The 25062-nt window shown below is 63.1% G+C and carries 30 protein-coding genes; 15 read left to right on the top strand and 15 right to left on the bottom strand.

Annotated elements, in window-relative coordinates:
- Positions 1-13: 13 nt before the first annotated feature.
- The 7 genes from ACSHWJ_RS00370 to ACSHWJ_RS00340 all read right to left on the bottom strand — a co-directional run bounded on the left by ACSHWJ_RS00370 (position 14) and on the right by ACSHWJ_RS00340 (position 4929).
- Positions 14-598, bottom strand: coding sequence for a MarC family protein (locus ACSHWJ_RS00370; protein ID WP_010960978.1), 585 nt, complete (start codon positions 596-598; stop codon positions 14-16).
- A 45-nt stretch (positions 599-643) separates the two neighbouring features.
- Entirely contained in the window at positions 644-1768 is a 1125-nt protein-coding gene (locus ACSHWJ_RS00365) for a S1C family serine protease (RefSeq protein ID WP_432539132.1), read from the bottom strand.
- Between the two features lie 31 nt (positions 1769-1799).
- Positions 1800-2243: a phosphate-starvation-inducible PsiE family protein gene (locus tag ACSHWJ_RS00360; protein ID WP_026045929.1), complete on the bottom strand. Its 444-nt coding sequence runs from the start codon at positions 2241-2243 to the stop codon at positions 1800-1802.
- A 176-nt stretch (positions 2244-2419) separates the two neighbouring features.
- Positions 2420-2740 carry a chaperone modulator CbpM gene (locus ACSHWJ_RS00355; protein ID WP_432539131.1) on the bottom strand — a complete coding sequence of 107 codons (321 nt, stop codon included), beginning with the start codon at positions 2738-2740 and terminating at the stop codon, positions 2420-2422.
- Positions 2741-2743: 3 nt separating this feature from the next.
- On the bottom strand, positions 2744-3670 hold the full coding sequence (locus ACSHWJ_RS00350) for a DnaJ C-terminal domain-containing protein (protein WP_017365201.1): 927 nt from the start codon (positions 3668-3670) through the stop codon (positions 2744-2746).
- Positions 3671-3715: 45 nt separating this feature from the next.
- Positions 3716-4549, bottom strand: a complete 834-nt coding sequence (locus tag ACSHWJ_RS00345; RefSeq protein WP_010960982.1) for a ZIP family metal transporter — start codon at positions 4547-4549, stop codon at positions 3716-3718.
- The gene (locus tag ACSHWJ_RS00340) at positions 4546-4929 is read right to left on the bottom strand and encodes a YkvA family protein (RefSeq protein WP_432539130.1); all 384 of its coding nucleotides are present in this window, start codon (positions 4927-4929) and stop codon (positions 4546-4548) included. The genes ACSHWJ_RS00345 and ACSHWJ_RS00340 overlap by 4 nt, the downstream gene beginning before the upstream one ends.
- A 251-nt stretch (positions 4930-5180) precedes the next feature.
- Between ACSHWJ_RS00340 and ACSHWJ_RS00335 the strand changes: the two genes are divergently transcribed.
- The 4 genes from ACSHWJ_RS00335 to ACSHWJ_RS00320 all read left to right on the top strand — a co-directional run bounded on the left by ACSHWJ_RS00335 (position 5181) and on the right by ACSHWJ_RS00320 (position 7247).
- Complete coding sequence (locus ACSHWJ_RS00335) at positions 5181-5555, top strand: Hsp20/alpha crystallin family protein (protein ID WP_228370150.1); 375 nt, start codon at positions 5181-5183, stop codon at positions 5553-5555.
- Positions 5556-5575: 20 nt separating this feature from the next.
- Positions 5576-5956, top strand: coding sequence for an Hsp20/alpha crystallin family protein (locus tag ACSHWJ_RS00330; protein ID WP_010960985.1), 381 nt, complete (start codon positions 5576-5578; stop codon positions 5954-5956).
- Between the two features lie 78 nt (positions 5957-6034).
- Positions 6035-6538, top strand: coding sequence for an Hsp20/alpha crystallin family protein (locus ACSHWJ_RS00325; RefSeq protein WP_432539129.1), 504 nt, complete (start codon positions 6035-6037; stop codon positions 6536-6538).
- A 184-nt stretch (positions 6539-6722) separates the two neighbouring features.
- Positions 6723-7247, top strand: a complete 525-nt coding sequence (locus tag ACSHWJ_RS00320) for a hypothetical protein (RefSeq protein ID WP_238536851.1) — start codon at positions 6723-6725, stop codon at positions 7245-7247.
- Between the two features lie 12 nt (positions 7248-7259).
- On the opposite strand, the gene alr is transcribed toward ACSHWJ_RS00320, so the two are convergent.
- The 5 genes from alr to ACSHWJ_RS00295 form a co-directional block, all read right to left on the bottom strand.
- Positions 7260-8339 carry an alanine racemase gene (gene alr, locus ACSHWJ_RS00315; protein ID WP_432539128.1) on the bottom strand — a complete coding sequence of 360 codons (1080 nt, stop codon included), beginning with the start codon at positions 8337-8339 and terminating at the stop codon, positions 7260-7262.
- A 3-nt stretch (positions 8340-8342) separates the two neighbouring features.
- Entirely contained in the window at positions 8343-9728 is a 1386-nt protein-coding gene (dnaB, locus tag ACSHWJ_RS00310; protein WP_010960989.1) for a replicative DNA helicase, read from the bottom strand.
- Positions 9729-9739: 11 nt separating this feature from the next.
- A complete protein-coding gene (hldE, locus tag ACSHWJ_RS00305) occupies positions 9740-11161 on the bottom strand; it encodes a bifunctional D-glycero-beta-D-manno-heptose-7-phosphate kinase/D-glycero-beta-D-manno-heptose 1-phosphate adenylyltransferase HldE (RefSeq protein ID WP_010960990.1) in 1422 nt (473 codons plus the stop codon).
- Between the two features lie 76 nt (positions 11162-11237).
- Positions 11238-12188 (bottom strand): prolyl aminopeptidase, encoded by a 951-nt coding sequence (pip, locus tag ACSHWJ_RS00300; protein ID WP_432539127.1) that lies wholly within the window; start codon positions 12186-12188, stop codon positions 11238-11240.
- A gap of 77 nt (positions 12189-12265) precedes the next feature.
- Positions 12266-13189: a hypothetical protein gene (locus ACSHWJ_RS00295; RefSeq protein ID WP_010960992.1), complete on the bottom strand. Its 924-nt coding sequence runs from the start codon at positions 13187-13189 to the stop codon at positions 12266-12268.
- A gap of 476 nt (positions 13190-13665) precedes the next feature.
- Here ACSHWJ_RS00295 and ACSHWJ_RS00290 point away from each other — a divergent pair, with 476 nt between their 5' ends.
- The 10 genes from ACSHWJ_RS00290 (at position 13666) to ACSHWJ_RS00245 (ending at position 22679) form a co-directional block, all read left to right on the top strand.
- Positions 13666-14628, top strand: coding sequence for an HpcH/HpaI aldolase/citrate lyase family protein (locus ACSHWJ_RS00290; RefSeq protein ID WP_017365208.1), 963 nt, complete (start codon positions 13666-13668; stop codon positions 14626-14628).
- A 54-nt stretch (positions 14629-14682) separates the two neighbouring features.
- Positions 14683-15852, top strand: a complete 1170-nt coding sequence (gene sucC, locus ACSHWJ_RS00285) for an ADP-forming succinate--CoA ligase subunit beta (protein WP_010960994.1) — start codon at positions 14683-14685, stop codon at positions 15850-15852.
- A gap of 5 nt (positions 15853-15857) precedes the next feature.
- Positions 15858-16760, top strand: coding sequence for a succinate--CoA ligase subunit alpha (sucD, locus tag ACSHWJ_RS00280; protein WP_218797842.1), 903 nt, complete (start codon positions 15858-15860; stop codon positions 16758-16760).
- A gap of 70 nt (positions 16761-16830) precedes the next feature.
- Positions 16831-17151, top strand: a complete 321-nt coding sequence (locus ACSHWJ_RS00275; RefSeq protein WP_432539126.1) for a rhodanese-like domain-containing protein — start codon at positions 16831-16833, stop codon at positions 17149-17151.
- A gap of 1 nt (position 17152) precedes the next feature.
- Positions 17153-17614 (top strand): D-aminoacyl-tRNA deacylase, encoded by a 462-nt coding sequence (dtd, locus tag ACSHWJ_RS00270; RefSeq protein WP_010960997.1) that lies wholly within the window; start codon positions 17153-17155, stop codon positions 17612-17614.
- Between the two features lie 55 nt (positions 17615-17669).
- Positions 17670-18518: a GNAT family N-acetyltransferase gene (locus ACSHWJ_RS00265; RefSeq protein WP_432539125.1), complete on the top strand. Its 849-nt coding sequence runs from the start codon at positions 17670-17672 to the stop codon at positions 18516-18518.
- A gap of 88 nt (positions 18519-18606) precedes the next feature.
- The gene (dusB, locus tag ACSHWJ_RS00260) at positions 18607-19590 is read left to right on the top strand and encodes a tRNA dihydrouridine synthase DusB (RefSeq protein ID WP_432539124.1); all 984 of its coding nucleotides are present in this window, start codon (positions 18607-18609) and stop codon (positions 19588-19590) included.
- A 14-nt stretch (positions 19591-19604) separates the two neighbouring features.
- Positions 19605-19877 carry a helix-turn-helix domain-containing protein gene (locus tag ACSHWJ_RS00255; protein ID WP_228370151.1) on the top strand — a complete coding sequence of 91 codons (273 nt, stop codon included), beginning with the start codon at positions 19605-19607 and terminating at the stop codon, positions 19875-19877.
- 34 nt (positions 19878-19911) lie between these two features.
- Positions 19912-21474: a bifunctional phosphoribosylaminoimidazolecarboxamide formyltransferase/IMP cyclohydrolase gene (purH, locus tag ACSHWJ_RS00250; RefSeq protein WP_432539123.1), complete on the top strand. Its 1563-nt coding sequence runs from the start codon at positions 19912-19914 to the stop codon at positions 21472-21474.
- A 5-nt stretch (positions 21475-21479) separates the two neighbouring features.
- Positions 21480-22679 carry a (Fe-S)-binding protein gene (locus ACSHWJ_RS00245; protein ID WP_218797847.1) on the top strand — a complete coding sequence of 400 codons (1200 nt, stop codon included), beginning with the start codon at positions 21480-21482 and terminating at the stop codon, positions 22677-22679.
- A 64-nt stretch (positions 22680-22743) separates the two neighbouring features.
- Here ACSHWJ_RS00245 and speD read toward each other — a convergent pair whose 3' ends face one another.
- The 3 genes from speD to ACSHWJ_RS00230 form a co-directional block, all read right to left on the bottom strand.
- Positions 22744-23544, bottom strand: coding sequence for an adenosylmethionine decarboxylase (gene speD, locus ACSHWJ_RS00240; protein ID WP_026045934.1), 801 nt, complete (start codon positions 23542-23544; stop codon positions 22744-22746).
- A gap of 92 nt (positions 23545-23636) precedes the next feature.
- A complete protein-coding gene (locus ACSHWJ_RS00235) occupies positions 23637-24053 on the bottom strand; it encodes an OsmC family protein (protein WP_010961004.1) in 417 nt (138 codons plus the stop codon).
- A gap of 38 nt (positions 24054-24091) precedes the next feature.
- Positions 24092-24268, bottom strand: coding sequence for a hypothetical protein (locus ACSHWJ_RS00230; protein WP_432539122.1), 177 nt, complete (start codon positions 24266-24268; stop codon positions 24092-24094).
- Positions 24269-24353: 85 nt separating this feature from the next.
- Here ACSHWJ_RS00230 and ACSHWJ_RS00225 point away from each other — a divergent pair, with 85 nt between their 5' ends.
- Positions 24354-25016 carry a hypothetical protein gene (locus ACSHWJ_RS00225; RefSeq protein ID WP_228370152.1) on the top strand — a complete coding sequence of 221 codons (663 nt, stop codon included), beginning with the start codon at positions 24354-24356 and terminating at the stop codon, positions 25014-25016.
- Positions 25017-25062 lie beyond the last annotated feature (46 nt).

The following is a 25062-nucleotide window of genomic DNA, read 5'->3' as shown; positions in this document are numbered from 1 at the left end:
CGACGGCGCGGGTTCAGGTGAAGAAGCGCTTGATACCTGCCATGGTCATGTCCACGGCGACCAGGTTGAGCAGGAGTCCCATCAGCCGCTCCAGGGCAGTCAAACCCCGCGGTCCCAGCCATTCTCCGAGCAGCCGACCGAGCAGGAAGGTGGTCAAGTTCGCCAGAAAAACCAGTGTCAGGGCGGTGAACAGCGTCGGAAACGGAATCCCCTGCTGTTTGCTGAGCAGCATCACCGTGGTCAATGCTGCAGGCCCGGCAATGGCGGGTATGGCGATGGGGACGACAAGGGGATCATTCGCGTAACGGTCATCGAAAGTCTCCTGAGCCCCGCCGAAAATCATTTTCAGGGATATGATGGTCAGGATCACCCCGCCCGCGATGTTCAAAGACGGCTGGGTCACGTTGAGGTAACCCAGCAACAGATCGCCCTTCCAGGCGAACACGACCAGCACCACGAAGGCGATCGCCGTTTCACGCAACACGGCACGGAGGTAAGCCGCATGCCCCAGCCGTTGCAGTACTGTCAGCAGCAGTGGCAAATTGCCGAAAGGATCAGTGATCAGAAACAACAATACGGCGACCTGGGCCAGTGTCATGCGGCGATCCGGTCAGATGGGAGGCTTCACGGGATTCCCGGTCGCTCAATTGCCGGCCTGCAGCTGCACGGCGATATCCATCTCTGTGTCGCCGCGCCGCACCGAGAGACGCACTTTCTGGCCGATCTGGTAGTCGTCCAGCAAGGCCGAGAGCTTACTCACGCTATCGACCGGCCTACCTTCCACGGCGACGATGATGTCGCCCGGGATCAGGCGGCCATCCGGCAGCAAGGTGGCGCCCTTGAGTCCGGCCGCTTCGGCGGCGGAGCCCGGATTCACCTTCAACACCAGGACTCCCGTCACACCCAGCCGCTGAACGGCTCTCTGGTTGAGCCCCTCGTCCACCGCGATGCCCAAGGCCGGTCGGATGTATTGACCGCGGCCGATGAGCTGCGGCACTACGCGGTTGACCGTGTCCACCGGCACGGCGAAACCCACCCCGGAAAACGCCCCGGAAGGACTGTAGATGGCGGTATTGATGCCAACCAACCGGCCGGCCGAGTCCAATAGCGGTCCGCCGGAATTACCGGGATTGATGGCGGCGTCGGTCTGGATCAAATGCTCGATGGTGACGCCGGTCTCCTCGGTCAGGGAGCGATCCAGGGCCGAAACGATGCCGGTGGTGAGCGACCAGTCCAAGCCGAAGGGGTTACCGATGGCGAACACCTTCTGCCCCACCTTGAGATCGTGGCTGACGCCAATGGGTAATGGAGCCGGTACGCCCTGACCGACGTCGATTCTCAGCACGGCCAGGTCATGGGCCTTGCTCACCCCGACCAGGGCGGCCCTGTAATCGCGTCCGTCGGCGAGCTTCACGGTGGCCCCGCTCGCCCCTTCCACGACGTGATAATTGGTCACCACATGGCCGGCTTCGTCCCAGATGAAGCCGGAGCCTGTCCCCCGGGGGATGCTGAGTACGTTGCGCGTCCAGGGATCCATGACCTGTTGCAGGGTTGAGATATACACCACCGAATTTTTCGACTTTTCGAACAACTCGACGGTGGCTCTCTCTTCCAGCGCGAGTTCTCCGCGCGGGCTGATCGGGCGAGGTGCTACGTCCCGCGCCGAAGCGGCCTGAAAACCGCCTGCGACCATACCGAACCCCAGGAGCAACGTGGCGGTCGCGGTCCAAAGCCGACGAGGAAACAGGGATTCTTGAATGGGTTTCATGGGAGTCTCCGAAACTGAGGGTAAGGGGTCTTTACGGTTTTTCGCAGGCGCTGAGCAGCCAATATACCGCCCCCAAGGCCAGCAAAGCCGCGGACAAGGCACCGATGGTTGCGGCACCGACATTCGGATCGAGAATGACGAACTTGCGCGACAGCGCGATCAAGGCGACCAATACCACCGTCTTGACCTGAATGACGCTGCCGCGGCGCAAGGCCGCCCGCAGGATGGAATGCTTGAATTCCATCGAGATCAGCAAGGTCATGATCATGCCGAACAGTTCCTGAAACACCGCATGATCGAGCGATTCGAAAACCCGGCTGGTGATCAGCATGGCGACGGTGCGAATGAGCTGATAGAGCGAGATGACGATGACCACCGCGATCACGTTCGCCAGAATGATTGCAACCACCTGCTCGAAACGCTCATAGAGATTCATCAAACGCCATTCTTCGGCAAAGGTCGGACGTCTTTCCATACGGGGGATTTCCGAGTCATCCACCATCGGTTCTTCTCCTGCTTCGATACAGACTACTCGATGCCCAGGACAGATGCACCGGCCTGCGGGAACCGGGACAACCGGCCCTTCGCCCCGGTACCCATGGCGGGCCGTCGAGCAAGTGTGGCGATGCGCCGGGCTCGTCCCATCCTTCGTCAATCCGTGAGTCCGGCCCGCCGCAAACGGGACCGCAGCCTTTCGGTTTCTTCCAGCAGGTCGAGGATGAGAGCCGCCACTTCCAGACTGGTTTCGAAATCGCGCCTCAGACGCAGCAGGCGGCGGCATCGCTGGATATCGGCCGCTGCGAAGCGCCAGGCGGTCGCGTCGGCACCCTGTGGCGTCAATACCCCCAGCTCCACCAGATCGGCGATACAATCGATCCCCGCTCCGCAAGCCAAGGCCAGTTCTTCCAGAGACAACACCCCCTCGTCCCCGATCCAGACGCCGACGCCCGCTACGATGATACTGTTGCTCATGGCCTAAACCCCCAGGGAGCGGCGCGGATCGAAGGCCATCTGCCGCGCCATGTGCCGGTAGAGATCCCGCGCCTGTTCGGTGTCCGCCGGAGGCAGAACGATATCCAGCACGAGATAGAGGTCGCCGGGCGGATCAGCGGGAATGCCCCGTCCCTTGAGGCGCAGCTTGCGTCCGTTCTGTGACCGGGCGGGAATGCGAACTTCGACCGCACCTGCTGGCGTCGGCGCCTTGACGGTCGCCCCCATGGCCGCTTCCCAGGGCGCCACCGGCAGGGTGAGGTAGAGATCGCGGCCATCGACCCGGTAAAAGGGATGCGGCTTGAAATGCACCTCCAGGTAAAGGTCGCCCTGCGGCCCCCCGCCCAGGCCCGGGGCACCCTGGCCGGCCAGACGGATGAGTTGGCCCTCGCGGATGCCCTTGGGGATCTGCACCTGGAGCGTGCGTTCGCGCATCACCAGGCGACCCTGTTCGTCGAGCTGCGGCACGCGCAGGCTGAGAGTGCGGCTGACGCCGCGAAAGGCATCGTCGAGATCGATGAAAACCTTGGCGTGATGATCTTCGCCGCGCGCGCGGAAGGCCCCGGAGCTCCGGCCGAAACCGCCGAACAGGGTGTTGAAGAAATCGCTGAAGTCCGCGCCGTGCCCAAAGGGTCCGCGAGCGAACTCGAAGCCGGCATCCCAATCCGGCGGCGGCCGGAATTCCTGGCCGCTGCGGTAGCCAGCCCCCAGACGATCGTAAGCCGCCCGCTTTTCCGGATCGCGCAACACCTCGTAGGCCTCGTTGATTTCCTTCATCCGGGCCTCCGCCCCCTTCTCCTTGCTGATGTCGGGATGATATTTACGGGCCAGCTTGCGGTAAGCTTTCTTGATCTCGTCCTCGGTGGCCGAGCGCTCGACCTCGAGTATCTTGTAGTAATCCTTGAATTCCATGGTGTTAGCCATCCAGATGATCGTGTCGGAGCAGGTGGTGGCGCCTCATCCGAGGCTCACGCTCAACGCCATCATGAGCGTGAACCCCAACATGATCCCCAAGGTAGCGGCGACGGGGTGGCCGCTAAGCTGGGTTTCCGGGATCACTTCCCGCACTACCACGTACAGCATGGCACTCGCGGCGAATCCCATGGCATAGGGTAACACCGCTCTAGCCGTCAGGGCCGCGGCGGCGCCGGCCACCGCCGCCAGAGGCTCGACCGCGGCCGAGAGCTGCCCGTAAAGAAAACTGCGCAACGGTGAAAGTCCCTCCCGCCGCAGGGGCAAAGCCACCGCCATACCCTCCGGCAGATTGTGGAAGGCGATGCCCGCCATCAAGCCCACCGCAGCTGCCAGACTGACCGGGCTGGCGCCATCGCCGATGGCGCCGAACACGACGCCGAGGGCGAGCCCTTCCGGGATGTTGTGGAGGGCGATGGCCAGGATCAGCAGTGTGGTCCGCCGCCAGTGGCTGCTCAATCCCTTGGCTTCCTTGGCCGGTGCGGCAAGCTGCAATCTCGGCAGCACCTGATCGGTAACGTGGAGGAAGACGATGCCCAGCAAGATCCCGGCGCTGGCGGGCAGCCAGCGCCAGGGACCATAGTCAGCGGACAGCTCGATGGCCGGATGGAGGAGCGACCAGAAACTGGCCGCCAGCATGACGCCACCCGCGAACCCCAGCACCACATCCAAAAAACCTTGATGGACCCGGGCGGTGAAGAATACCAGTGAGGCTCCCAGCGCCGTGCCGCTCCAGGACACCAGGCCCGCGCCGAAGGATTGCCCGATCGGGCCCCACTCGGCGAACGGCGGCAAGCCGGCGATCCCGCCCGCCGTCATGCGCCTTGACCTCGCCAGAGCTTGTATTTTTCCACGTGATCGCGGGTCAAGCGCAACACCAGAAGCAGCAGGGCCACATCGTCCAGATAGCCGATCACCGGAACGAATTCCGGGATCAGCTCGATGGGATTGATGAAATACAGTAGCGCGAAGCTCAATGCGCCGATCACCCAGCGGGGAATGTCCCGATAACGGCCCGAGCAATAGTCCCGCACCAGATCCATCAGCAGCTCGACCTGTTCCAGGATGTCCCGCAACAAAGGAATCCCGAAAATCTTATCCCTGATCGCCGAGCGCTGCGCCTCCACGCGCTCGAAGTTCGCGTCGGTCATCCGGTCCTGGGCATCCCGTAAAACGATCGCTTCTTTCGTCTCAGACATGAAGGCTCCGACAATCCAGCAACGACCCGACGAAAATCGCCGATTCCGGCGCGCCCCGCCATTATAGACGCCGTAGCGGTGAGCTATAGTTACCGGTGCCGCCTTCCCGGCCACGGCTCGGGATCGAAAGGCCGTCGAATGGGCGATTCCTTCAACGCATTTTCAAGAGGTCAACCATGTACGAATCCTTGTTACGGTTTCCAACCGATCTCTTTTCAGAATTCGACCGGATGCAACAGGAGATGGAACGGATGTTCGGGGCATTGGGCATGCCCACCAGCATCCGCGCGGTGGCGCGAGGCTTTCCCGCCGTCAACATCGGCACCACGCCCAAGTCCATCGAGGTTTACGCTTTCGCGCCGGGCATCGATGCTTCCCGACTGGAAGTCAGTGTGGACCGCGGACTGCTGACCATCGCAGGAGAACGGCCGAGCGAATTGTCCGAAGTGGCTGAAAAGGTGAGTGTCTACGCCGATGAGCGTTTTTCCGGCAGTTTCAAGCGAGTGGTGAGTCTGCCGGAAGACGTGGACCCCTCGGGCATCCAGGCCCGTTACCGGGACGGGGTGCTGCGTATATCGGTGCCGCGCAGCGAAGCCGCACAACCCAAGCGTATCGAAATCAAATGAGTGACGGAAGGTGAATCATCATGAGCGACGGTAAACAAGACATCGCCAGGCGCGAAGACGTTCGTCCGGCCCCGGCCCTACTGCCGGCGGTGGACATCGTGGAGGACGAAACCGGCATCACCCTCACTGCCGATATGCCGGGTGTGCCCAAAGAGAAACTGACGGTGCGCATGGATGGCCAGAACCTTTCGATCGAGGGGGAAATCGCCCTGGAGACACCGGAGGGGATGGAGCCCAGCTACGCCGAAATCCGCTCTCCCGCCTACCGCAGGAGCTTCAGCCTGAGCCGGGACCTCGACCCTTCCAAGATCGACGCCCAGTTCAAGGACGGCGTGTTGCGCCTGCGGATCCCCAAGGCCGAGCATGCTCAACCACGCAAGATCACGGTCAGCGTGGACTGATCTTTTCTGAATGGCCAGCGTGGCCCGGCAAACGGGCCGCGGCCGGCCCTCGCCATCCATCGCTGAAGGGGAACAGTCATGACTACATTGAATGAACTCAAGCACGGCTTGGAAGAGGCCTGGGAATCACTGGCAGAGGGCTGGCATCGCCTCCGCGAACGGGCGGCGGGCGCGCTGACCCGATTCAAGCCCGGAGCCTCGGTACCCGCCGTGCCCCGACGCCAGGAGGATTTCTACTTGGCTTCCCCCACCTGGGCCTTGCTGGCTGGAGACGTGTACGAAGACGATCGCAAAGTGGTCATCCGGCTCGAAGTACCCGGGATGGAGAAGGATGATTTCAACCTCGAGCTGCGCGGCGACCTGCTCATCGTGCAGGGTGAAAAACGCCTCGAACGGGAAACCAGCGAAGGCCGGTACCGGGTCTTGCAGTGCGCCTACGGACACTTCCACAGGGTGATTCCGCTGCCGGCGGAGGTGGTCGCGGACCGGGTGCAGGCGTCCTACCGCAACGGCGTGCTCAAGATCGAACTGCCCAAGGCTGCGGCCAGGTTGCCCAGGAGCATCGAGATTCCGGTGCGATGAAGTCCACGGCTACGACCGCGAGGCCGCGGACAAAATGCTTCATTTCACGCAGTCGCCGAGCGATATGGCACAAATCTCGATTATCCTGGCCTCCCATTCCTCGTTCTATGTATGGTTTTTTCGTGGCAACGAACTTGCATCCTGGAGGGTTCGACAACCACCTTCGCTTCCGTTCGGACATTCGATGATCACCAGAACTCCCATGCTCCGCCGTTCGAAATTCCACTCCCTGGTTTTCCTAGCCGCCGCCACTCTCGCCGCCCTCGGTCTCCGCCAGGCAAGCGCTTTCGAATACAACGGCGAAGGCAAGACCCTCGTCAACAAGCGGCTGAAAGGCAGTTACGGCTTCGCCGCGCAAGGCTATTTCGGCGCCGATTTCGATGCCGCGACCAGACTCACTACCGGCGCGATCGCCATCCGCGTCGGCGTGTTCAAATTCGACGGCGACGGCCATTGCAGCATCCACAGCATGGCCAACAAGGCTGGCCTCCAGGCCGCGGTGACCCAGGACACCTCGGAGTGCACCTATGAGGTCTATCTCGACGGTACCGGCAAAGTCGATGCCGTGCTGGGCGGGAAGTCGTTCCAGACGTTTTTCGTGCTGGTGAACAACGGCAAGGAATTCATGTTCACCCGACGGGAAGGCACCGGGACTCCCGCCGATCAGGGGGGCGCCACCCTGGTTTTCGCCATCGCGAAAAAACAATAGCGGGCGGCTGTTTCAGGCGACTGTCTCCACCATGTTCACCCGCTGGGTGACATTGCACAGTAACACGTAGGGAATGGTGTCGGCGTGAAGCGCGATTTCCTCCACCGGCAGCCCTTGTCCCCATAGCGTCACGGTATCGCCGATTTCCGCCGACGGGCAGTCGGTCAGATCGACCGATATCATGTCCATCGAGACCCGGCCGATCAGCGGCACGCGCCTGCCCCGGACCAGCACCGGCGTGCCGGTGGCCGCGCGGCGGGGGTAACCATCGCCGTAGCCTATGGCCGCGATGCCCATGCGGGTCGGGCGGCGGCAGATGAAGTCGCCGCCGTATCCAACCGCATCGCCGGTCTTCAGTTGCTTGACCGCGATCAGGCGGCTCTGCAAGGTCATGACCGGCATCAAACCTTCTTCCGGTCCGCTCCGTCCAGGAAACGGCGATACGCCATACAGCAGGATGCCGGGCCTGACCCAGGCACTGCGGGCCGCCGCCCAGGCCATCAACCCCGCCGAGTTGCCGATGCTGAATTCGCCCCGCCCGCCTGCCATCCGCCCAAAACAACGCAGCTGGATTTCGGTGGTCGGATCATCGGTGGCGTCGGCATTGGCCAGATGGGTCATGACAGGCACCGGCTGGCGCACCTGAGGCATCCGCGCCAGCCGCAACCGCGCCCGGGCGAACTCCTCGTCGGCCAGACCCAGCCGATGCATCCCGCTGTCCGCCTTGAGCCACACCCCCACTGGGACGGAAGTATCGAGCCGCTCCAGCAGATCAAGCTGGAAGCCGGAATGGATCACCGGTTCGAGACCATGGCGGGCGCTCAGCCTCATCCCTTCTTCGTCGCCATAACCCTGCAACACGGCGATGCGTTGAGCGATACCGGCCTGACGCAGAACGATGCCCTCTTCCACCCGCGCCACGGCAAACGCATCCGCTGCCGGCAGCGCTCGCGCGGCCCGGATCAGTCCGTGCCCGTAGGCGTTGGCCTTGATCACGGCCATGATTTTCGAATCCGGCGCGGCGGCGCGAATCCAGGCGAAATTGTGGGCGAAGGCCGCCATGTCCAGGACGGCACGGGCTGCGGGCACCACGGTTTAGTATCCCTCGCTGGAATAGGGATCGGCGATGAAGTTCTCGAAACGCGTGTACTGGCCCAGGAAGGTCATCCTCACCGTACCGATCGGACCGTTACGCTGCTTGGCGATGATGATTTCCGCCGTGCCCTTGTCGGCGCTGTCGGGATGGTAGACCTCGTCGCGATAGATGAACACAATGAGATCGGCGTCCTGTTCGATCGAGCCCGATTCGCGCAAATCGGACGGTACCGGTCGCTTGTTGGGGCGTTGCTCAAGGTTGCGGTTGAGCTGGGACAGGGCTATCACAGGCACGTTCAGCTCCTTGGCCAGCGCCTTGAGCGAACGGGAAATTTCCGAAATTTCGGCAACCCGGTTCTCGCCGCCCGAACATTGCATGAGCTGCAGATAGTCCAGCACCACCAGTCCGAGCTGGCCGTTCTCCCGCGCCAACCGGCGGCAGCGGGCGCGGACTTCGGTGGGAGACAAAGCCGGTGTATCGTCGATGAAAAGTCTGGTTTCGGCCAGGATGTTGATGGCGGAGGTCATGCGGGGCCATTCGTCGTCCTCCAGTTTGCCGGTGCGGACCCGGTGCTGGTCGATGCGGCCGAGTGAAGACATCATCCTCATGGCCAGCTGCTCACCAGGCATTTCCATGCTGAACACGGCGACCGGCAGCCTTTCTTTGATCGCGACGTTCTCGGCGATGTTCATCGCGAAGGTGGTTTTGCCCATGGACGGCCGACCGGCGATGATGATGAGGTCGGACGGCTGCAAACCCGAAGTCATGTCGTCGAAATCGGTGAACCCCGTGCTTGCGCCGGTAATGTGCCCCTCCTTGTGGAACAGCATCTCGATGCGATCGACGGCGGCGGCCAGCAGGCTCTTGATCGGCTTGAAACCGGCGCTGCCGCGCTGACGCTGGTCGGCGATCTGGAACACGCGCTGCTCGGCCTGTTCGAGCAGATCGCTCATGCCGCGCCCTTCGGGCTGATAGGCCGAATCGGCGATTTCGGTACCCACATGGATGAGCTGGCGCAACACGGCGCGCTCGCGCACGATGTCGGCATAGGCGGCAATGTTGGCGGCGCTGGGCGTTTCCCGCGCCAGCACGGCGAGATAGGCAAGGCCGCCGGCTTCTTCGAGCTCTCCCGTCTTTTCCAGTACTTCCGACAGGGTCACGACGTCGAACGGCGCCTGCCGCTCGGAAAGCTGGCGGATCGCACGGAAAATCAGGCGATGGTCGCGCCGGTAGAAGTCTTCCTCGACGATGCGGTCGGCGACGACGTCCCAGGTCTGGTTGTCGAGCAGCAAGCCGCCCAGCACCGCCTGCTCGGCCTGGATCGAATGGGGGGGGATCTTGAGCGCTTCCACGCGCTTGTCGATCGATCGGGCGTATTCGGACATTTCGAGTTCAGTCAGCCGTTGCGGATGGCTTCGATGATGCGGGTGGTGGAATGGCCTTCGACGAAGTCGAGTATCCTCACCTCGCCACCGGTTTCCAGGACGCAATCATGGCCGACGATCGCCGTGATATCGGCGTAATCGCCTCCTTTGACCAGGACGTGGGGACGGATGGCGCAGATTTCGTCGCGTGGTGTATCGCCATCGAAGGCCACGACCCAGTCGACACTCTCCAGCGCCGCCAACATGGCCATCCGGTGCGGCAGCGGATTGACCGGGCGGCCCGCCCCTTTCAAGCGGCGCACCGAGTCGTCGCCGTTAACCAGCACGATCAGACGGTCACCCAGGGCGCGGGCCTGTTCCAGATAATGCACGTGGCCGGGATGCAGCAGATCGAAACAGCCGTTCGTGACCACGATCCGCTCGCCGGCCCTTCGCAAGGGAATGAGCACGTCCAGCAGTTCCGCCAATGTGATCGCTCCCCGCCGGGGAGCCCGCTGGCCGTGAATCGCAATGGCCAGTTCCTCGGGCGAAACCGATGCCGTACCGAGCTTGCCGACCACGATACCGGCGGCCAGATTCGCCAGGGCCACCGCATCGGTCAGCGGCCGACCGACGGCGAGGGCCGCGGCGAGCACGGAGATGACCGTGTCGCCCGCACCGGTCACGTCGTACACTTCTTTGCCATGCGCTGGGAGGTGCAGCGCTCCCGCCGTCGGTCTCAGGAGGCTCATGCCGTGCTCGCCCCGGGTCACGAGCAGGGCTTCGAGATCCAGCCGCGTCATCAACGCCCGTCCTTTGCGTTCGATTTCCGCATCGTCGCAGCAAGCACCGACCACGGCTTCGAATTCGGAAAGGTTGGGGGTCAACAGCGTCGCGCCTCGATAGCGATCGAAATCCACCCCCTTGGGATCGACCAGAACCGGCTTGCCGGCCCGCCGCGAGGCGGCGATGAATTCCTCAACGCAGGCCAGAGTCCCTTTGGCGTAGTCGGAAAGCACCACTACACCGGTCTCCTCCAGCAGCGCACGGAACCGGGTGACCAAGGGAGCGGGATCGAGGTGGGCGAAGCCGTCCTCGAAATCCAGCCGAATGAGCTGCTGCTGGCGACTGACGACGCGCAGCTTGGTGATCGTGGCAACCGCCGGACAACGCTCGATGTGGCTGCGGATGCCGGCCACGGCCAGGAGCCTCTCCAACGCGGCAGCCGCCTCGTCTTCGCCGGCATAACCCAGCAGATCGACTTCCCCGCCCAGTGCCGCCAGATTGAGCGCCACGTTTCCGGCACCGCCTATGCGCTCCTCCGAGCTTTCCACCCGCACGACCGGCACCGGCGCCTCCGGCGAGATGCGGGAAGCTCCGCCGAACCAGTAGCGATCGAGCATGAGGTCTCCGACGACCAATACGCGGGCGAGGCTGAAGTCGGGGAGTATCATGTGAAGGGAACAACGGGAAGAGCCGTTAGAATACCATAGCGGCGCATCGGTATGCGCTGCCCGCCGCGCGGGGGAATCAGCTCCCCAGCCGTTCCGCCATGCCGTCCAGCGCTCTCACCAGAGCATCGGTCATTTCCTCGCCTTGGGCAAGATGACCGGCGTTCGGCAAAATCGTCAACTCGGATCGCGGCAATGCCCGATGCAGCAGCCAGGCCGCCTCGGGAGGACAGACCAGGTCCTGCCGGCCGTGCACGATGATCGCGGGCAGATGGGCGATCTTCGGACAGTCTTCGACGATCTGACCTTCCCTGATGAAATAGCGGGCCGCCGCATAATGGAGTTCGATGCGGCACTGCGCCAAGGCTCCGGGGGGAAGGGGATCATCATCCGCCGGGTTGAACCCGGAACCCAGCGTGACGCGGCTGCTCCAAAGCCACCATTCCTTCGCCATTCGCCGCTGTTCAAGCTCATCGGCGCCTTTGATCCGGCGGTGGATAGCCCGGACCGGATCGGCCCGCTCCCGGGCATCGAAATTGTCACTGAACCGCTGCCATGCCTCGGGATGGAAGCGACTGGCACCATCGCGCACGAACCAGTCCACGTCGCGCTTGCGCGCCAGGAAACTGCCCCTCAGGATCAGCCCGCTCACCCGCTCCGGAAAGGCCTGCGCATAGAGCAACGCCAGGGCCGCCCCCCAGGAGCCACCGAAAAGCAGCCATTTCGGGATATTCAAGCGCCCTCGGATCGATTCGAGGTCGTCGATCAGATGACGGGTGGTATTGTTCTTGAGCGCACCATGCGGGGTCGATCGCCCGCAGCCCCGTTGATCGACGAGTATCGCCCGGTAACGTTCCGGATCGAAAAACGAGCGATGGTGGTGTCTGCAACCAGAGCCTGGCCCCCCGTGCAAAAACACCGCGGGAATGCCCTCGGGATTGCCGCATTCCTCGACATAGATCTCATGCCCGCCCCCCACTCCGAAACGGTGGAAGACGTAGGGCTCGAGCGGTGGATAAAGCGGTTTCATCAGAGGTTTGCAAACGGGTCGCACAAAAAAGGGGGATCCTGAGATCCCCCTGCGGCCGGCCAGGAGCCTGACGGGCTTCAGAAGCCGATGCCGACGTAAGCACCGGCGGTGTAGTTGTCCGTATCGGTGCTGTTCAAGATGGTCTTGCCGTTGTTCGTCCTGACGCTGTAGTTCAGGTCGCCGCCGGTGAAGTTGTACCGGAAGTCGGCACCCACCCACAGGTTCTTGAAGATATTGTACTCCAGACCGGTACCGAGCATCAGACCGGGATTCAACACGGTCACGCCGCTGGAGGGCGGGCTGATGACGTTGACGCTGAGACCGAACGGCACGATCCAGGGACGGAATCCTTCGATGCCGGTGTATTTCAGCTTGGGAGATGCATACAGGGAGAACATGGTGACCTGCGCCTGCATCCGCGTGCCCGTCACGCTGCTGACGAATGAGTTGTTGACGCTGCCGTAGTTCTTGTAGTCGAACATGATTTCGGCATCGAGCGCCAGGTCGTCGGAAATGCCGAAGGTGTCGTCGCTCAGACGGTGATCCAGACCTGCGCCGACATACCAGCCGGCCTTGTCGGAACCGAAATTGTTCGACGAAAGGAGATTGTTGTTGACCAGCAGTTCGCTGGTACGAGCATGATTCATGGCTGCCCAGCCACCACGGAAGAAGACCATGTCATCCTTCTTTTCTTCGTGTTTGGCCAGCTCGGCAAGCCCCTGATTCACTTTCGCCTGCTGAGCCTGTACCTGCTGAGCCGTATCCTTTGCCTCCGCTTTGGCTTCCGCCGCTTCCGCTTCGGCCTTTGAGCGCGACGCCTCGAGTTCAGCACGCAGCGCCTGCATTTCCTGTTCCATTACCTGCAGTCTCCGTTCCAGCGAAGCCTGGGCCGAAGAAGCATGGGCTTTCGGAGCGGCCATGGAAACCGAAGGCGCGAGAGCGGCGGCGATCGACGCGGTGAGCAGCGTGGTGAAACCACCCGATTTCTTGATCTGATTCATGAAAATCCCCTCGACAAAATATTGTTAGTTGGATAAAGCGTTGCTCCGGAGCAACAGTTAGTTGCTTGCCGGTAGGATGCTAGCAAAAAACCACGGCGGTAACAATTCTCCTTGTGTGATTTTGTTGACCCGAGTCAGCATCGCCGCTTTACGTTCCGACGCGAACGCGCCCCAAAAGATTCAGCCCCATCCGCACCCGGCAGGGGTAATCGATTTCCACCGTAGCGAGTGCACCTCGCAGTATAGAACATCGCCACCGAAAGGGCATATTAGTGAATCCCAATGGCCTGGTTTATAATTCAGAGTTCGCCGTATACGATTTACAACAACCCGAACGCCGGGAGATGCGCCATGCCGGCGATTTCCGGCCGCCGTTATGCGCCCCCGCAACGGCGACGCACGCTCGCGAAGCGATGCGCACTAACCACGCACAAGATCACAACCCCCTGAATACATCTGAGAACTCAAGAGGTCACATGGCTGTCAAGAACCGTCTACACCGCAGCGAACTCGCGGTGCCGGGCAGCAATCCACGCATGCTCGAGAAAGCGCCGGAAGCCGGCGCCGACATCGTCTTTCTGGACCTGGAAGATGCGGTTGCGCCGGATGACAAGGAGCAGGCACGCCGGAACATCGTCTTCGCGCTCAACACCTACGACTGGTCCAAATGCGCGGTCTCCGTCCGCATCAACGGCCTCGACACCCATTACGCCTACCGGGACCTCGTTGAGATCGTCGAGTCCTGCGGCGACAAGCTCGACACCATTCTGGTGCCGAAAGTCGGCAGCGCCTCGGACGTTCTGTTCGTCGCGACTTTACTTTCCCAGATCGAGGCCTACAAAGGTTTCAAACCGATCAATATCCACGTGCTGATCGAAACGGCCATGGGCATGGCCAACGTGGAGGAGATCGCCCGCACCTGTCCTGAACGCATGGAGGCCATGGTGTTCGGCGTGGCCGACTACGCTGCCTCGGTGCGCGCCCGCACGACCAACATCGGTGGCGCCAACCCGGATTACGGCATGCTGACCGACCCTGACGAAAGCGGTACCCGCGCCTATCACTGGGCCGACCAGTGGCATTTCGGCATTTCCCGCATGGTCGCGGCCTGCCGCGCCTATGGACTTCGCCCCATCGACGGCCCCTTCGGCGATTTCAGCGATCCGGAAGGATTTCGCGCCGCAGCCCGCCGTGCCGCGGCTCTGGGCTGCGAAGGGAAGTGGGCGATCCATCCCTCCCAGATTCCACTGTGCAACGAAATCTTCACACCCACGGAAAAAGAGGTCACGCGGGCCTACCGCATCCTGGAAGCCATGGAGCAGGCGGCGAAGGAGGGCAAAGGCGCGGTGTCTCTGGATGGGCGGCTGATCGATGCCGCCTCGATCCGGATGGCGGAGAACGTGGTCCGCCAGATGAAGCAGATCGAGTCGCGTCGGTAGGAATCCCCCCTGTCTCGCGCGATGCATATTTCGAGTTGAACGAGGAGATCGTCCGTGAATATCCATGAGTACCAGGCCAAGGAGCTGCTCAAGACCTATGGCGTGCCCGTGCCCGACGGCGCCGTTGCCTATTCCGACGCGCAGGCCGCCAGCGTCGCCGAGGAGATCGGCGGCAGCCGCTGGGTGGTCAAGGCGCAGATCCATGCCGGCGGTCGCGGCAAGGCCGGGGGCGTAAAGGTCGCCCACTCCATCGAGGAAGTCCGCCAATACGCCGACGCCATGCTCGGCAGCCACCTCGTCACCCATCAGACCGGCCCGGGAGGCTCGCTGGTTCAGCGTCTGTGGGTGGAACAGGCCAGCCATATCAAAAAGGAATACTACCTGGGCTTCGTGATCGATCGCGGCAATCAACGCATCACCCTGATCGCCTCCAGCGAGGGCGGCATGGAAATTGAGGAAGTCGCAAAGGAAACCCCGGAGAAAATCGTCAAGGAAGTCGTCGATCCGGCCATAGGCCTGCTGGACTTCCAGTGCCGCAAGGTCGCCACGGCGATCGGCCTGAAAGGCAAGCTGATGCCCCAGGCCGTCAGGCTGATGAAGGCCATCTACCGCTGCATGCGCGACAAAGATGCCCTGCAGGCCGAAATCAATCCTCTGGCCATCGTGGGCGAAAGCGACGAATCGCTCATGGTCCTGGATGCCAAGTTCAACTTCGACGACAACGCCCTGTACCGGCAGCGCACCATCACCGAGATGCGCGACCTGGCCGAGGAAGACCCGAAAGAGGTCGAAGCCTCCGGCCACGGTCTCAATTACATCGCCCTCGACGGCAACATCGGCTGCATCGTCAATGGCGCCGGCCTCGCCATGGCTTCGCTCGACGCCATCACCCTGCATGGCGGCCGTCCGGCCAACTTCCTCGACGTGGGCGGCGGCGCCTCCCCCGAGAAGGTCACCAATGCCTGCCGCATCGTACTGGAAGATCCCAACGTCCGCTGCATCCTGGTCAACATCTTTGCCGGCATCAACCGCTGTGACTGGATCGCCAAGGGCCTGATCCAGGCCTGCGACAGCCTGCAGATCAAGGTGCCGCTGATCGTGCGCCTGGCCGGGACGAACGTCGACGAGGGCCGCAAGATCCTGGCCGAATCCGGCCTCTCCTTCATCACCGCGGAAAATCTGGACGACGCGGCCGCCAAGGCCGTCGCCATCGTCAAGGGATAACACTCATGAGCGTATTCGTTAACAAGCACTCCAAGGTCATCTTCCAGGGCTTCACCGGCGAGCACGCCACCTTCCACGCCAAGGACGCCATGCGGATGGGCACCCGGGTGGTCGGCGGTGTCACCCCTGGCAAAGGCGGCACCCGCCATCCCGATCCCGAACTCGCTCATCTGCCGGTGTTCGACACCGTGGCTGAAGCCGTGGCCGCCACCGGCGCCGACGTCTCCGCCGTGTTCGTGCCGCCGCCCTTCAATGCGGACGCGTTGATGGAAGCCATAGACGCCGGCATCCGGGTCGCCGTGACCATCGCCGACGGCATCCCGGTACACGACATGATCCGACTGCAGCGCTACCGGGTGGGCAAGGATTCCGTGGTGATCGGACCGAACACCCCCGGCATCATCACGCCGGGCGAGTGCAAGGTGGGCATCATGCCTTCGCACATTTACAAGAAGGGCAACGTCGGCATCGTGTCGCGCTCCGGCACCCTCAATTACGAGGCGACCGAACAGATGGCCGCGCTGGGGCTGGGCATCACCACCTCGGTCGGCATCGGCGGTGACCCCATCAACGGAACCGATTTCGTCACCGTCCTGCGCGCCTTCGAAGCCGACCCGGAAACCGAGATCGTGGTGATGATCGGCGAAATCGGCGGCCCCCAGGAAGTCGCCGCCGCCCGCTGGGCCAAGGAAAACATGACAAAGCCGGTCATCGGTTTCGTCGCAGGCCTTGCCGCACCGACCGGCCGACGCATGGGCCATGCCGGCGCCATCATCTCCAGCGAGGCCGACACCGCCGGTGCCAAGATGGATGCCATGGAAGCCTTGGGGCTGTATGTCGCCCGCAACCCGGCACAGATCGGCCAGACCGTGCTACGCGCCGCGCAGGAACACGGAATCAGATTCTGATTGCCGGGTTCCCGAGATCAACGAACCGGGGCTCTCGGCGGTACGCCGTGGCCCCCTACCCGTTCCCACCATGCGACAATTGACCCCTCATCAAGTCAAAGCACTCCTCGACGAACCCGAGGCAGCCCCATTGCTGCTGGACGTGCGTGAACCCGGCGAGTTCGCCTTTTGCCACATCGAAGGCAGTCTGCACATCCCCATGGGAGAGATCGTATCGAGGCTGGGCGAACTCGACCCCGACCGGACGACCGTCGTGGTCTGTCACCACGGCATGCGGAGCTTTCAGGTCGCCCGGTTTCTGGAGACCCAGGGCTTCGGGCGGGTCATCAATCTTGCCGGTGGCATCGATGCCTGGGCGCGGGAAGCCGATCCCGGCATGCCCCGCTATTGAAATGATCGCCCTGATCCAGCGGGTCACCCAGGCCAGCGTCCGGGTCGACGGCGCGACGGTCGGCGCCATAGGCCGGGGCACCCTGGCCCTCGTCGCTATCGAGCGCGGCGATGGCGCGACCCAGGTGTCGCGGATGGCTGAGCGCCTGCTCGGCTACCGGATGTTCCCGGACAGCGAAAACCGCATGAACCTGAGCCTGGCCGAAACGGGCGGCGGCCTGCTGCTGGTCTCGCAGTTCACCCTGGCCGCCGACACCGCGAAAGGCATGCGTCCGAGCTTCACCCCCGCAGCCGATCCCGAAACCGGCCGCCGGCTGTTCGACGCACTGGTGGATGCCACCCAGCGCCGGCATTCCCCCGTTGCAACCGGGCGCTTTGGCGCCGACATGCAGGTCTTTCTCGTCAATGACGGTCCTGTGACCTTTCTGCTGCGCTGTCCGCCCGACCGGCCTCCGGGGGGATAGGCCCCATGGTCCGCGTCCGCTATCATCGTCCGATGAGTATGCGGAGGTATTCGCCATGCAGCAGAAATTCCATATCGAACGCATGGACCGGCAACGGCTGGAGCTGGCGCTGGACTGGGCGGCGGCAGAAGGATGGAACCCCGGCCTGCACGATGCGGCGAGCTTCTTCGCCGCGGACCCTTCCGGATTTTTCATGGGCTTTCTGGACGACGAGCCGGTAGGGAGCATCAGCGCGGTATCCTATCCCGGCGACTTCGGTTTCATCGGGCTCTATATCGTGCGGCCGGAGCACCGTGGCAAGGGTTTCGGCCTCAAGCTCTGGCATGCTGCCGTGGAGCATCTGGGAGAGCGGACGGTCGGCCTGGACGGCGTAATCGAACGGCAGTCCAGCTATGCCCGTTCCGGCTTCGTCACCGCCCACCGCAACATCCGTTTCGAGTGGAACGGTCCCGCGGCCGTGGAAACGGATACCGCCGTGGGCCGGCTGGAACCGTCCGAGTTCGACGCGATCCTGGCCTATGACGCCGCACTGTTCCCGGGGAGCCGGGATGGATTCCTGCGCGTCTGGACCCGACAGCCGGAGTGTACCGGCCTGCTCTACCGCTCCGACGATGGCGACATCGCCGGATACGGACTGCTTCGCCCTTGCCGTAGGGGCTACAAGCTCGGTCCATTGTTCGCCGACACACCCCGAATCGCGGCGTGCCTGCTGCAAGCTTTCCGTCCTCACGCGGGAACGGCCCCCATCTACATCGACATGCCGGCACCCAATACCGCCGCCTTGCAGCTGGCCGCCCGGCATGGCATGCGGCGGGTCTTCGAAACCGCGCGCATGTATACACCGCGGATACCCTCCCTGCCGTTGGAACGCACCTTCGGCATCACGACTTACGAGCTGGGCTAGGCGGTTCCATACCATGCCAGCGCCGACGGCGCCAGTCCTTGGCAGCGATGGCGCGTCCCGGTAGACTTCCCCGCTTTTTTCCACCGCTATGCAAATCGGACCCTACCGCCTCAGTAGCCCGGTCATCCTCGCACCCATGGCGGGCGTCACCGATCTCCCTTTTCGCAGGCTCTGCCGGCAATTCGGCGCGGGGCTCGCGGTCTCGGAGATGATATCCGCCAGCCCGGCGTTGCAGGCCACACGCAAGTCCAGGCTGCGGCAAGATCACCGCGGTGAGCCTGGCCCGATCAGCGTCCAGATCGTCGGCGCCGATCCGAGGGAGATGGCCGAGGCGGCGCGCCGCACTGTCGATCTCGGCGCCGACATCATCGACATCAACATGGGCTGCCCCGCGAAAAAAGTCTGCAACGTCGCCGCCGGTTCGGCCCTGCTGCGCGACGAGAAGCTGGTGGCGAACATCCTCGAAGCGGTGGTCCAGGCCGTACCGGTTCCGGTCACCCTGAAGATCAGGACCGGCTGGGATTCGGCGTCCCGAAATGCGGTCAGCATCGGAAAAATCGCCGAAAGCGCCGGAATCCGGGCGCTCACGGTTCATGGCCGCACCCGCGCCTGCGGGTTTGCGGGGGCAGCCGAATACTCTACAATTACCGAAGTTAAGAAAGCCATCGGCATTCCGGTCATCGCCAACGGCGACATCGACTCTCCCGGAAAAGCCGAGGCCGTGCTCCGATCGACCGGCGCGGATGCCGTGATGATCGGCCGTGGCGCCTGGGGACGGCCCTGGCTGCTGCGGGAAATCGACGCGCGGCTCAAGGACGGTCGCCAGCCCTTGCCCCCTACGCTCGATGAGATCCGCCGCACCGTGCTCGGCCACCTCGAAGCGCTGTATTCCTTCTATGGGGAGAAGCAGGGGGTGCGGATCGCACGCAAACATATCGGCTGGTACGCCGCCCGGATCCCGGGTCTGGACGACCGGCCGGTACCGGGGATTTTTTCCCTCGCCAACGCCCCCCAGCAGCTCTCCGCTGTGGAAGCCCTGTTGAAATTTCAGTTCGAGAAGACCGCTGCATGAGACAGGACAATCGATTGCTTGAATCTTTCGAATCTCCGCCCAAGGATCCCTCCCCCGCGCCCGTGGTGCTCAGCGAGCAGGTACGTGCGGCCTTGGTCAATTATCTGTCACAGCTGGACGGCATCAGCGTGACCGACATGTATACCCTCGTCATGGGTGAAGTCGAACGACCGCTCATCCGTACCGTGCTCGAGCACTGCTGTCACAACCAGACCCGCGCCGCCCAGTTGCTGGGCCTCAGCCGCAGCACACTGCGCAAGAAGATGCAGCAGCACGGCATCGAGTGAGCAATTTCCCAGCCTTTCCGACCCGAGAGATCCAATGAGCAATCCTATCGCCCGCGCCCTCGTCAGCGTTTCCGACAAGACCGGCTGCGTGGAGTTCTGCCGGGGCCTCGCCGGCATCGGCGTCGAAATCATCTCGTCCGGCGGCACCGCCAGACTGTTGGCCGAACACGGCGTCCCGACCATCGAAGTCAGCGACTACACCGGCTTTCCGGAGATGATGGACGGCCGGGTCAAGACGCTGCACCCCAAGGTTCATGGCGGCATCCTCGGCCGGCGCGGCATCGACGAGGCGGTCATGGCCGAACACGGCATCCGCCCGATCGACCTGGTCGTGGTCAATCTCTATCCGTTCGAACAGACCGTCGCCCGGCCCGATTGCGACATGGACACCGCCATCGAGAACATCGACATCGGCGGCCCGGCCCTGATCCGCGCCGCGTCGAAGAATCACGCTTCCGTCGCGGTGGTGGTCGATCCCGCGGACTACGCCGCGGTGCTGGCTGAGCTGGAAGCCTCCGGCGGCGGCCTGTCACACGCCACCCGCTTCGCTCTGGCGGCCAAGGCCTTCCGTCATACGGCCTGGTACGATGCAGCGATCGCCGACTATCTCGATGGCCGCCAAGGGGCTGACGGCTTCGCCGATCCGCTGCTGCTGCGCTTTCGCCGTATCCAATCGATGCGCTACGGCGAGAATCCACACCAGCGCGCGGCGTTTTACCTCGAACCCGGCGCCCCCCCCGGCTGCATCGCATCGGCCCGCCAGTTGCAGGGCAAGGAGCTGTCTTACAACAATATCGCCGATGCCGATGCCGCGCTCGAATGCGTCAAGGGCTTCTCGGATCTCCCCGCCTGCGTGATCGTCAAACACGCCAATCCGTGCGGCGTAGCCGAAGGCACCACCCTGTCCCAGGCCTACGACCTGGCCTATGCCACCGATCCCACCTCCGCCTTCGGCGGCATCATCGCGTTCAACCGGACGCTGGACGCCGAAACCGCCCGTACCATCGTCGAACGGCAGTTCGTCGAGGTCGTCATCGCGCCCGCGATCGCCGACGATGCCCTGCCCGTTCTGGCCGCCAAGCCCAACGTGCGCGTGCTGAGCACCGGCCCCTGGCCCGCCGAGCCGGCAGCGGAGCTGGATTTCAAGCGCGTCGGCGGCGGCTTGCTGGCGCAGGACAAAGACATCGAACGGGTGACCGGCGAACGTTTCCGGGTCGTGAGCCGGCGCTCGCCGACGGAACAGGAGCTGATCGACCTCCAGTTCGCCTGGCGGGTGGCCAAATTCGTCAAGTCCAACGCCATCGTCTATTGCAGGGACCGCCGCACGGTCGGCATCGGCGCCGGCCAGATGAGCCGCGTCTACTCCGCCCGCATCGCCGCGCTCAAGGCGCAGGACGAAGGCTTGAGCGTGGCGGGTTCGGTCGTCGCCTCCGACGCGTACTTCCCGTTCCGCGACGGCATCGACGCCGCCGCCGAAGCCGGGGTCACGGCGGTGATCCAACCGGGCGGTTCGGTCAGGGACCCCGAGGTGATCGCTGCGGCGGACGAACACGGCATGGCCATGGTCTTCACCGGCATCCGTCACTTCCGCCATTAGCAGCCGTGAACCCGGCACTGGAATCGCTCCTGGCTGACGCCGACCTGTGCGTCAAATGCGGCCTTTGCTCTCCGCATTGTCCCACCTATCGGCAGACGGCCGACGAGAACGAATCCCCCCGCGGCCGTATCGCCCTGATCCAGGGCTGGGCCACGGGCCGGCTGTCTTTGACAGCGGCCTTGCGCGGCCCACTGGACGACTGCCTGCTGTGCCGGAATTGCGAAGCCGTCTGCCCGGCCAAGGTTCCCTACAGCCGGCTCGTGGACCGGTTCCGCGCCGAGACGGGGCAGCGGCGTAAGCCTTTGGCCGCCCGCGCCCTGTCGTCGGCGGTACGGAAAGGACTGCGCCATCCCACGTTGGCGAGCCTGGGACGGCGGATGTTGGATGTGGCGGGTCGCCTGCCGGGCGGCGCTGCCTGGAAATCCCTCCCGCCCTCGGGAAACCCGGAAAGCTGGTACGGCGACCATCCGGCCGCCGGGAACCCTCTCGCCCATGCCGGACTGTTCCTGGGCTGCACGGCAGCGGTGGCCGATGCGGCCACGGTGACGGCGATACTCGGACTGTTGCCACGACTGGGGGTTGGCCTCAGCGTACCGCGAAACCAGGTCTGTTGCGGGGCCATGGACCTTCATGCCGGCGACGCGGCAACCGCACATGCGCTGATGTCCCGCAACATCGAAGTCTTCGGGGAACGGCCGCTGGATGCGGTGATCGGCTTCGCCAGCGGCTGCAGTGCGACCCTGTTGGAATACCGCTGCCATTCCGAAACCCGGGCGGCGGAAACCCTTTCTTCGAAGGTACAGGACGTCAGCCGCTTCCTGGCCGATCGCATCCCCGAGGAACGCTGGGATCTTGCGCCGCTGGAGGCCAGGATTTTGGTCCATCATCCCTGCTCGCTGCGCAACGTCTGCAAGACGGAAAGCAGCGTGGAAACACTGTTGCGCCGGATTCCCGGCGCGGAAGTGAAGACCCTACCCGTCAAAGGGCGTTGCTGTGGCGCCGCCGGGAGCTACATGATCGAGCACCGTCGCATGGCCGAAGCCATCCGCACCGAAACGGTGGACGCCATCTTGGCGCAGTCCCCGGATTACCTGGTGACTTCCAACATCGGCTGCGCCCTTCATCTGCGCGCCGGCTTGCAGGGCCGGGCCGACATTCCGGTGATCCACCCGGTCCAGCTGCTGGCGCGGCTCCAGCGCGTCTGATCCGCTGGAAGACGAAAAACCGGCGCCGCGGCGCCGGTTCCCGGCAAGCCTTTCCTGGCCGACCTCAGCGCCGCAGCTTGTAATTGCGGCCGTAGAAGATTTCCGCCATCTCCCGCTGAAGCTGCTTCTGCACGTGGGCGCGTTCCTCCGGCACCAGCTGGTCCTTGTCGGTCTCGAACAGGTAGTTGTCGAGATTGAAGTCCTTCAGGATCATCTTGGTGTGAAAGATCTTTTCCTGATAAACGTTCACGTCGATCATCTGATAGCGGTCCGCCGTGGCATCGGAGATATAGTTCTGGATCGAGGTGATGTCATGGTCGATGTAATGCTTCTGGCCGCTGATGTCACGGGTGAAGCCGCGCACCCGGTAATCCATGATCACGATGTCCGATTCGAAGCTGTGGATCAGGTAGTTCAGCGCCTTCAGCGGCGAGATGCGACCGCAGGTGGAGACGTCGATGTCGGCGCGGAAGGTGCTGATACCGGCATGCGGGTGGCTCTCCGGATAAGTGTGCACCGTGATGTGGCTCTTGTTCAGATGCGCCACCACGGCCTCCGGCATCGGGCCGGGCGACTCGGAATTGGTGATGGCCGCCGGAGCCTCGTGCCCTTCCGAGATCAGCATCGTCACGCTGGCACCCTGCGGCTCGTAATCCTGGCGCGCGATGTTCAGGATCTCCGCGCCGATGATGGCGTTGACATCGGTGAGTATCTGAGTCAGACGCTTGGCGCTGTAGGCCTCGTCGATGTACTCGATGTAGCGGCGCTGGCCGGCTTCCGACTTTGCATAGCAAATGTCGTAGATGTTGAAGCTCAGCGATTTGGTCAGGTTGTTGAACCCGTGTAATTGCAGCTTGTTGTCCATCAATTTCCGATATGACCCCGCCAGGAATATCTGCCACAAAAAATTAACGGGCGCTTGCGCCCGCCGAAAATTCGCCGCGATGCTTTGCCAGCCTATCCGTCGGCGATCTCGTAATCGTGGGTGATTTCCGCCGTCTTGCCCAGCATGATCGACGCCGAGCAGTATTTTTCCGCCGATAGCTCGATCGCCCGCTTCACCACCTCTTCCCTCAGGCCCTTCCCCTTGACCACGAAATGGGCATGAATCCGCGTGAAGACCTTTGGATCGGTCTCGGCCCGTTCGGCTTCGAGCTGGACTTCGCAATCGCGCACGTCGTGCCGCCCCTTCTTCAGGATATGGACGACGTCGAAAGCCGTGCAGCCGCCCATCCCCAGCAACAGCATCTCCATCGGACGCACTCCCAGGTTACGGCCTCCGCTCTCTGGCGCCGTGTCCATCAGCACGGCATGGCCGCTACCGGACTCGCCGAGAAATGCCATGTGATCGACCCACTTGATTCGTGCTTTCATCGTCGAAGTGAAGCATCGTATAAAATTTCGATAGGGTATCACAAACCGTAAAGGAAATAGACCTCAAAGCCGACGTCCCGCGGCAGCTCCCCGAGGCGGCTCGAGGCGCGTTTCCGGCTCGGCGGCATGAGGGAGGCGGGACCATGGAAGCTTTCGCCGGGATTCCCCTGCTCCGGAACGGCGGTGGTCTTGGCCGGTTCTCGTTTATCTTTCAACGGCGTCTCGGGGATAATGGGACTCCGATGCCAGTAACGCCCAACGGAAGTGATCCTCGAACCTTCCTTTCCCGACCGCCGATCCATGGATACCAATGCCTCACCCGTTCTGGAAGAGTTGATCCCGGGCTCACGCAAGCTGTACCTGATTTTCGGAGGAATGCGAGGCGCCCTGGGCATCCCTCCCTTCGAGTTCTACGAGAGCGCTCGGATTCTGAACGAAAGCCGGGTGTTCTTCCGCGATCTGTCGCAGACCTGGTACCACGCCGGCCTGCCCGGCATCAGCTCGAACATCCCCGAAACCGTCCGCTACATCGAACGCATCATCGATAAATCGCCGGCGGAGGAAGTCGTCTTCATCGGGAATTCCATGGGGGGGTACGCCGCGATCCTGTTTTCCACGCTGATCGGCCGCGGCAGGGTCGTCAGTTTTTCGCCCCAGACCTTCATCTCCCCGTCCAAGAGAAGGGCATCGGGAGACGGGCGGTGGCGCTCCAGGATACTCCGGACCTACGGCGCAGCACTGTTCAAGCCCAAGTTCTTCGACCTCCGACGGGTCTTGGAAATGGCCACCGGCGACAACCGGATCGACATCTTCGTCTCATCGCTGGATGGCCTGGACGTCGTCCATGCTAGAAATCTCGCGCCGTTCGGCAATGTCCGTATCACCGAACGCGAGCTGGGTGGCCATGACTTGGTCAAGCACCTGCGGGACAACGGGGAGCTTCAACTCATCCTCCAGGGATGAGACCATTGCGGCCTTTGGAACGATACATCCGATAACCCGCTCCGAC

This window comes from Methylococcus sp. S1M (assembly GCF_051295855.1).
Taxonomy (GTDB): Bacteria; Pseudomonadota; Gammaproteobacteria; order Methylococcales; family Methylococcaceae; genus Methylococcus; species Methylococcus capsulatus.
This window is presented reverse-complemented; position numbering and strand designations above follow the sequence as displayed.

Excerpts from the sequence above, each read along its gene's own strand:
- pip (WP_432539127.1), bottom strand. The coding sequence starts at position 12,188 with ATGAAACCGCTTTATCCACCGCTCGAGCCCTACGTCTTCCACCGTTTC.
- ACSHWJ_RS00370 (WP_010960978.1), bottom strand. The coding sequence starts at position 598 with ATGACACTGGCCCAGGTCGCCGTATTGTTGTTTCTGATCACTGATCCT.
- ACSHWJ_RS00345 (WP_010960982.1), bottom strand. The coding sequence starts at position 4,549 with ATGACGGCGGGCGGGATCGCCGGCTTGCCGCCGTTCGCCGAGTGGGGC.
- ACSHWJ_RS00330 (WP_010960985.1), top strand. The coding sequence starts at position 5,576 with ATGAGCGACGGTAAACAAGACATCGCCAGGCGCGAAGACGTTCGTCCG.
- ACSHWJ_RS00295 (WP_010960992.1), bottom strand. The coding sequence starts at position 13,189 with ATGAATCAGATCAAGAAATCGGGTGGTTTCACCACGCTGCTCACCGCG.
- sucD (WP_218797842.1), top strand. The coding sequence starts at position 15,858 with ATGAGCGTATTCGTTAACAAGCACTCCAAGGTCATCTTCCAGGGCTTC.
- ACSHWJ_RS00350 (WP_017365201.1), bottom strand. The coding sequence starts at position 3,670 with ATGGAATTCAAGGATTACTACAAGATACTCGAGGTCGAGCGCTCGGCC.
- dusB (WP_432539124.1), top strand. The coding sequence starts at position 18,607 with ATGCAAATCGGACCCTACCGCCTCAGTAGCCCGGTCATCCTCGCACCC.
- ACSHWJ_RS00320 (WP_238536851.1), top strand. The coding sequence starts at position 6,723 with ATGATCACCAGAACTCCCATGCTCCGCCGTTCGAAATTCCACTCCCTG.
- ACSHWJ_RS00340 (WP_432539130.1), bottom strand. The coding sequence starts at position 4,929 with ATGTCTGAGACGAAAGAAGCGATCGTTTTACGGGATGCCCAGGACCGG.
- purH (WP_432539123.1), top strand. The coding sequence starts at position 19,912 with ATGAGCAATCCTATCGCCCGCGCCCTCGTCAGCGTTTCCGACAAGACC.
- ACSHWJ_RS00265 (WP_432539125.1), top strand. The coding sequence starts at position 17,670 with ATGCAGCAGAAATTCCATATCGAACGCATGGACCGGCAACGGCTGGAG.
- ACSHWJ_RS00235 (WP_010961004.1), bottom strand. The coding sequence starts at position 24,053 with ATGAAAGCACGAATCAAGTGGGTCGATCACATGGCATTTCTCGGCGAG.
- ACSHWJ_RS00365 (WP_432539132.1), bottom strand. The coding sequence starts at position 1,768 with ATGAAACCCATTCAAGAATCCCTGTTTCCTCGTCGGCTTTGGACCGCG.
- ACSHWJ_RS00325 (WP_432539129.1), top strand. The coding sequence starts at position 6,035 with ATGACTACATTGAATGAACTCAAGCACGGCTTGGAAGAGGCCTGGGAA.
- ACSHWJ_RS00275 (WP_432539126.1), top strand. The coding sequence starts at position 16,831 with ATGCGACAATTGACCCCTCATCAAGTCAAAGCACTCCTCGACGAACCC.
- ACSHWJ_RS00290 (WP_017365208.1), top strand. The coding sequence starts at position 13,666 with ATGGCTGTCAAGAACCGTCTACACCGCAGCGAACTCGCGGTGCCGGGC.
- hldE (WP_010960990.1), bottom strand. The coding sequence starts at position 11,161 with ATGATACTCCCCGACTTCAGCCTCGCCCGCGTATTGGTCGTCGGAGAC.
- dnaB (WP_010960989.1), bottom strand. The coding sequence starts at position 9,728 with ATGTCCGAATACGCCCGATCGATCGACAAGCGCGTGGAAGCGCTCAAG.
- speD (WP_026045934.1), bottom strand. The coding sequence starts at position 23,544 with ATGGACAACAAGCTGCAATTACACGGGTTCAACAACCTGACCAAATCG.
- ACSHWJ_RS00225 (WP_228370152.1), top strand. The coding sequence starts at position 24,354 with ATGGATACCAATGCCTCACCCGTTCTGGAAGAGTTGATCCCGGGCTCA.
- dtd (WP_010960997.1), top strand. The coding sequence starts at position 17,153 with ATGATCGCCCTGATCCAGCGGGTCACCCAGGCCAGCGTCCGGGTCGAC.
- ACSHWJ_RS00360 (WP_026045929.1), bottom strand. The coding sequence starts at position 2,243 with ATGGAAAGACGTCCGACCTTTGCCGAAGAATGGCGTTTGATGAATCTC.
- ACSHWJ_RS00335 (WP_228370150.1), top strand. The coding sequence starts at position 5,181 with ATGTTCGGGGCATTGGGCATGCCCACCAGCATCCGCGCGGTGGCGCGA.
- ACSHWJ_RS00355 (WP_432539131.1), bottom strand. The coding sequence starts at position 2,740 with ATGAGCAACAGTATCATCGTAGCGGGCGTCGGCGTCTGGATCGGGGAC.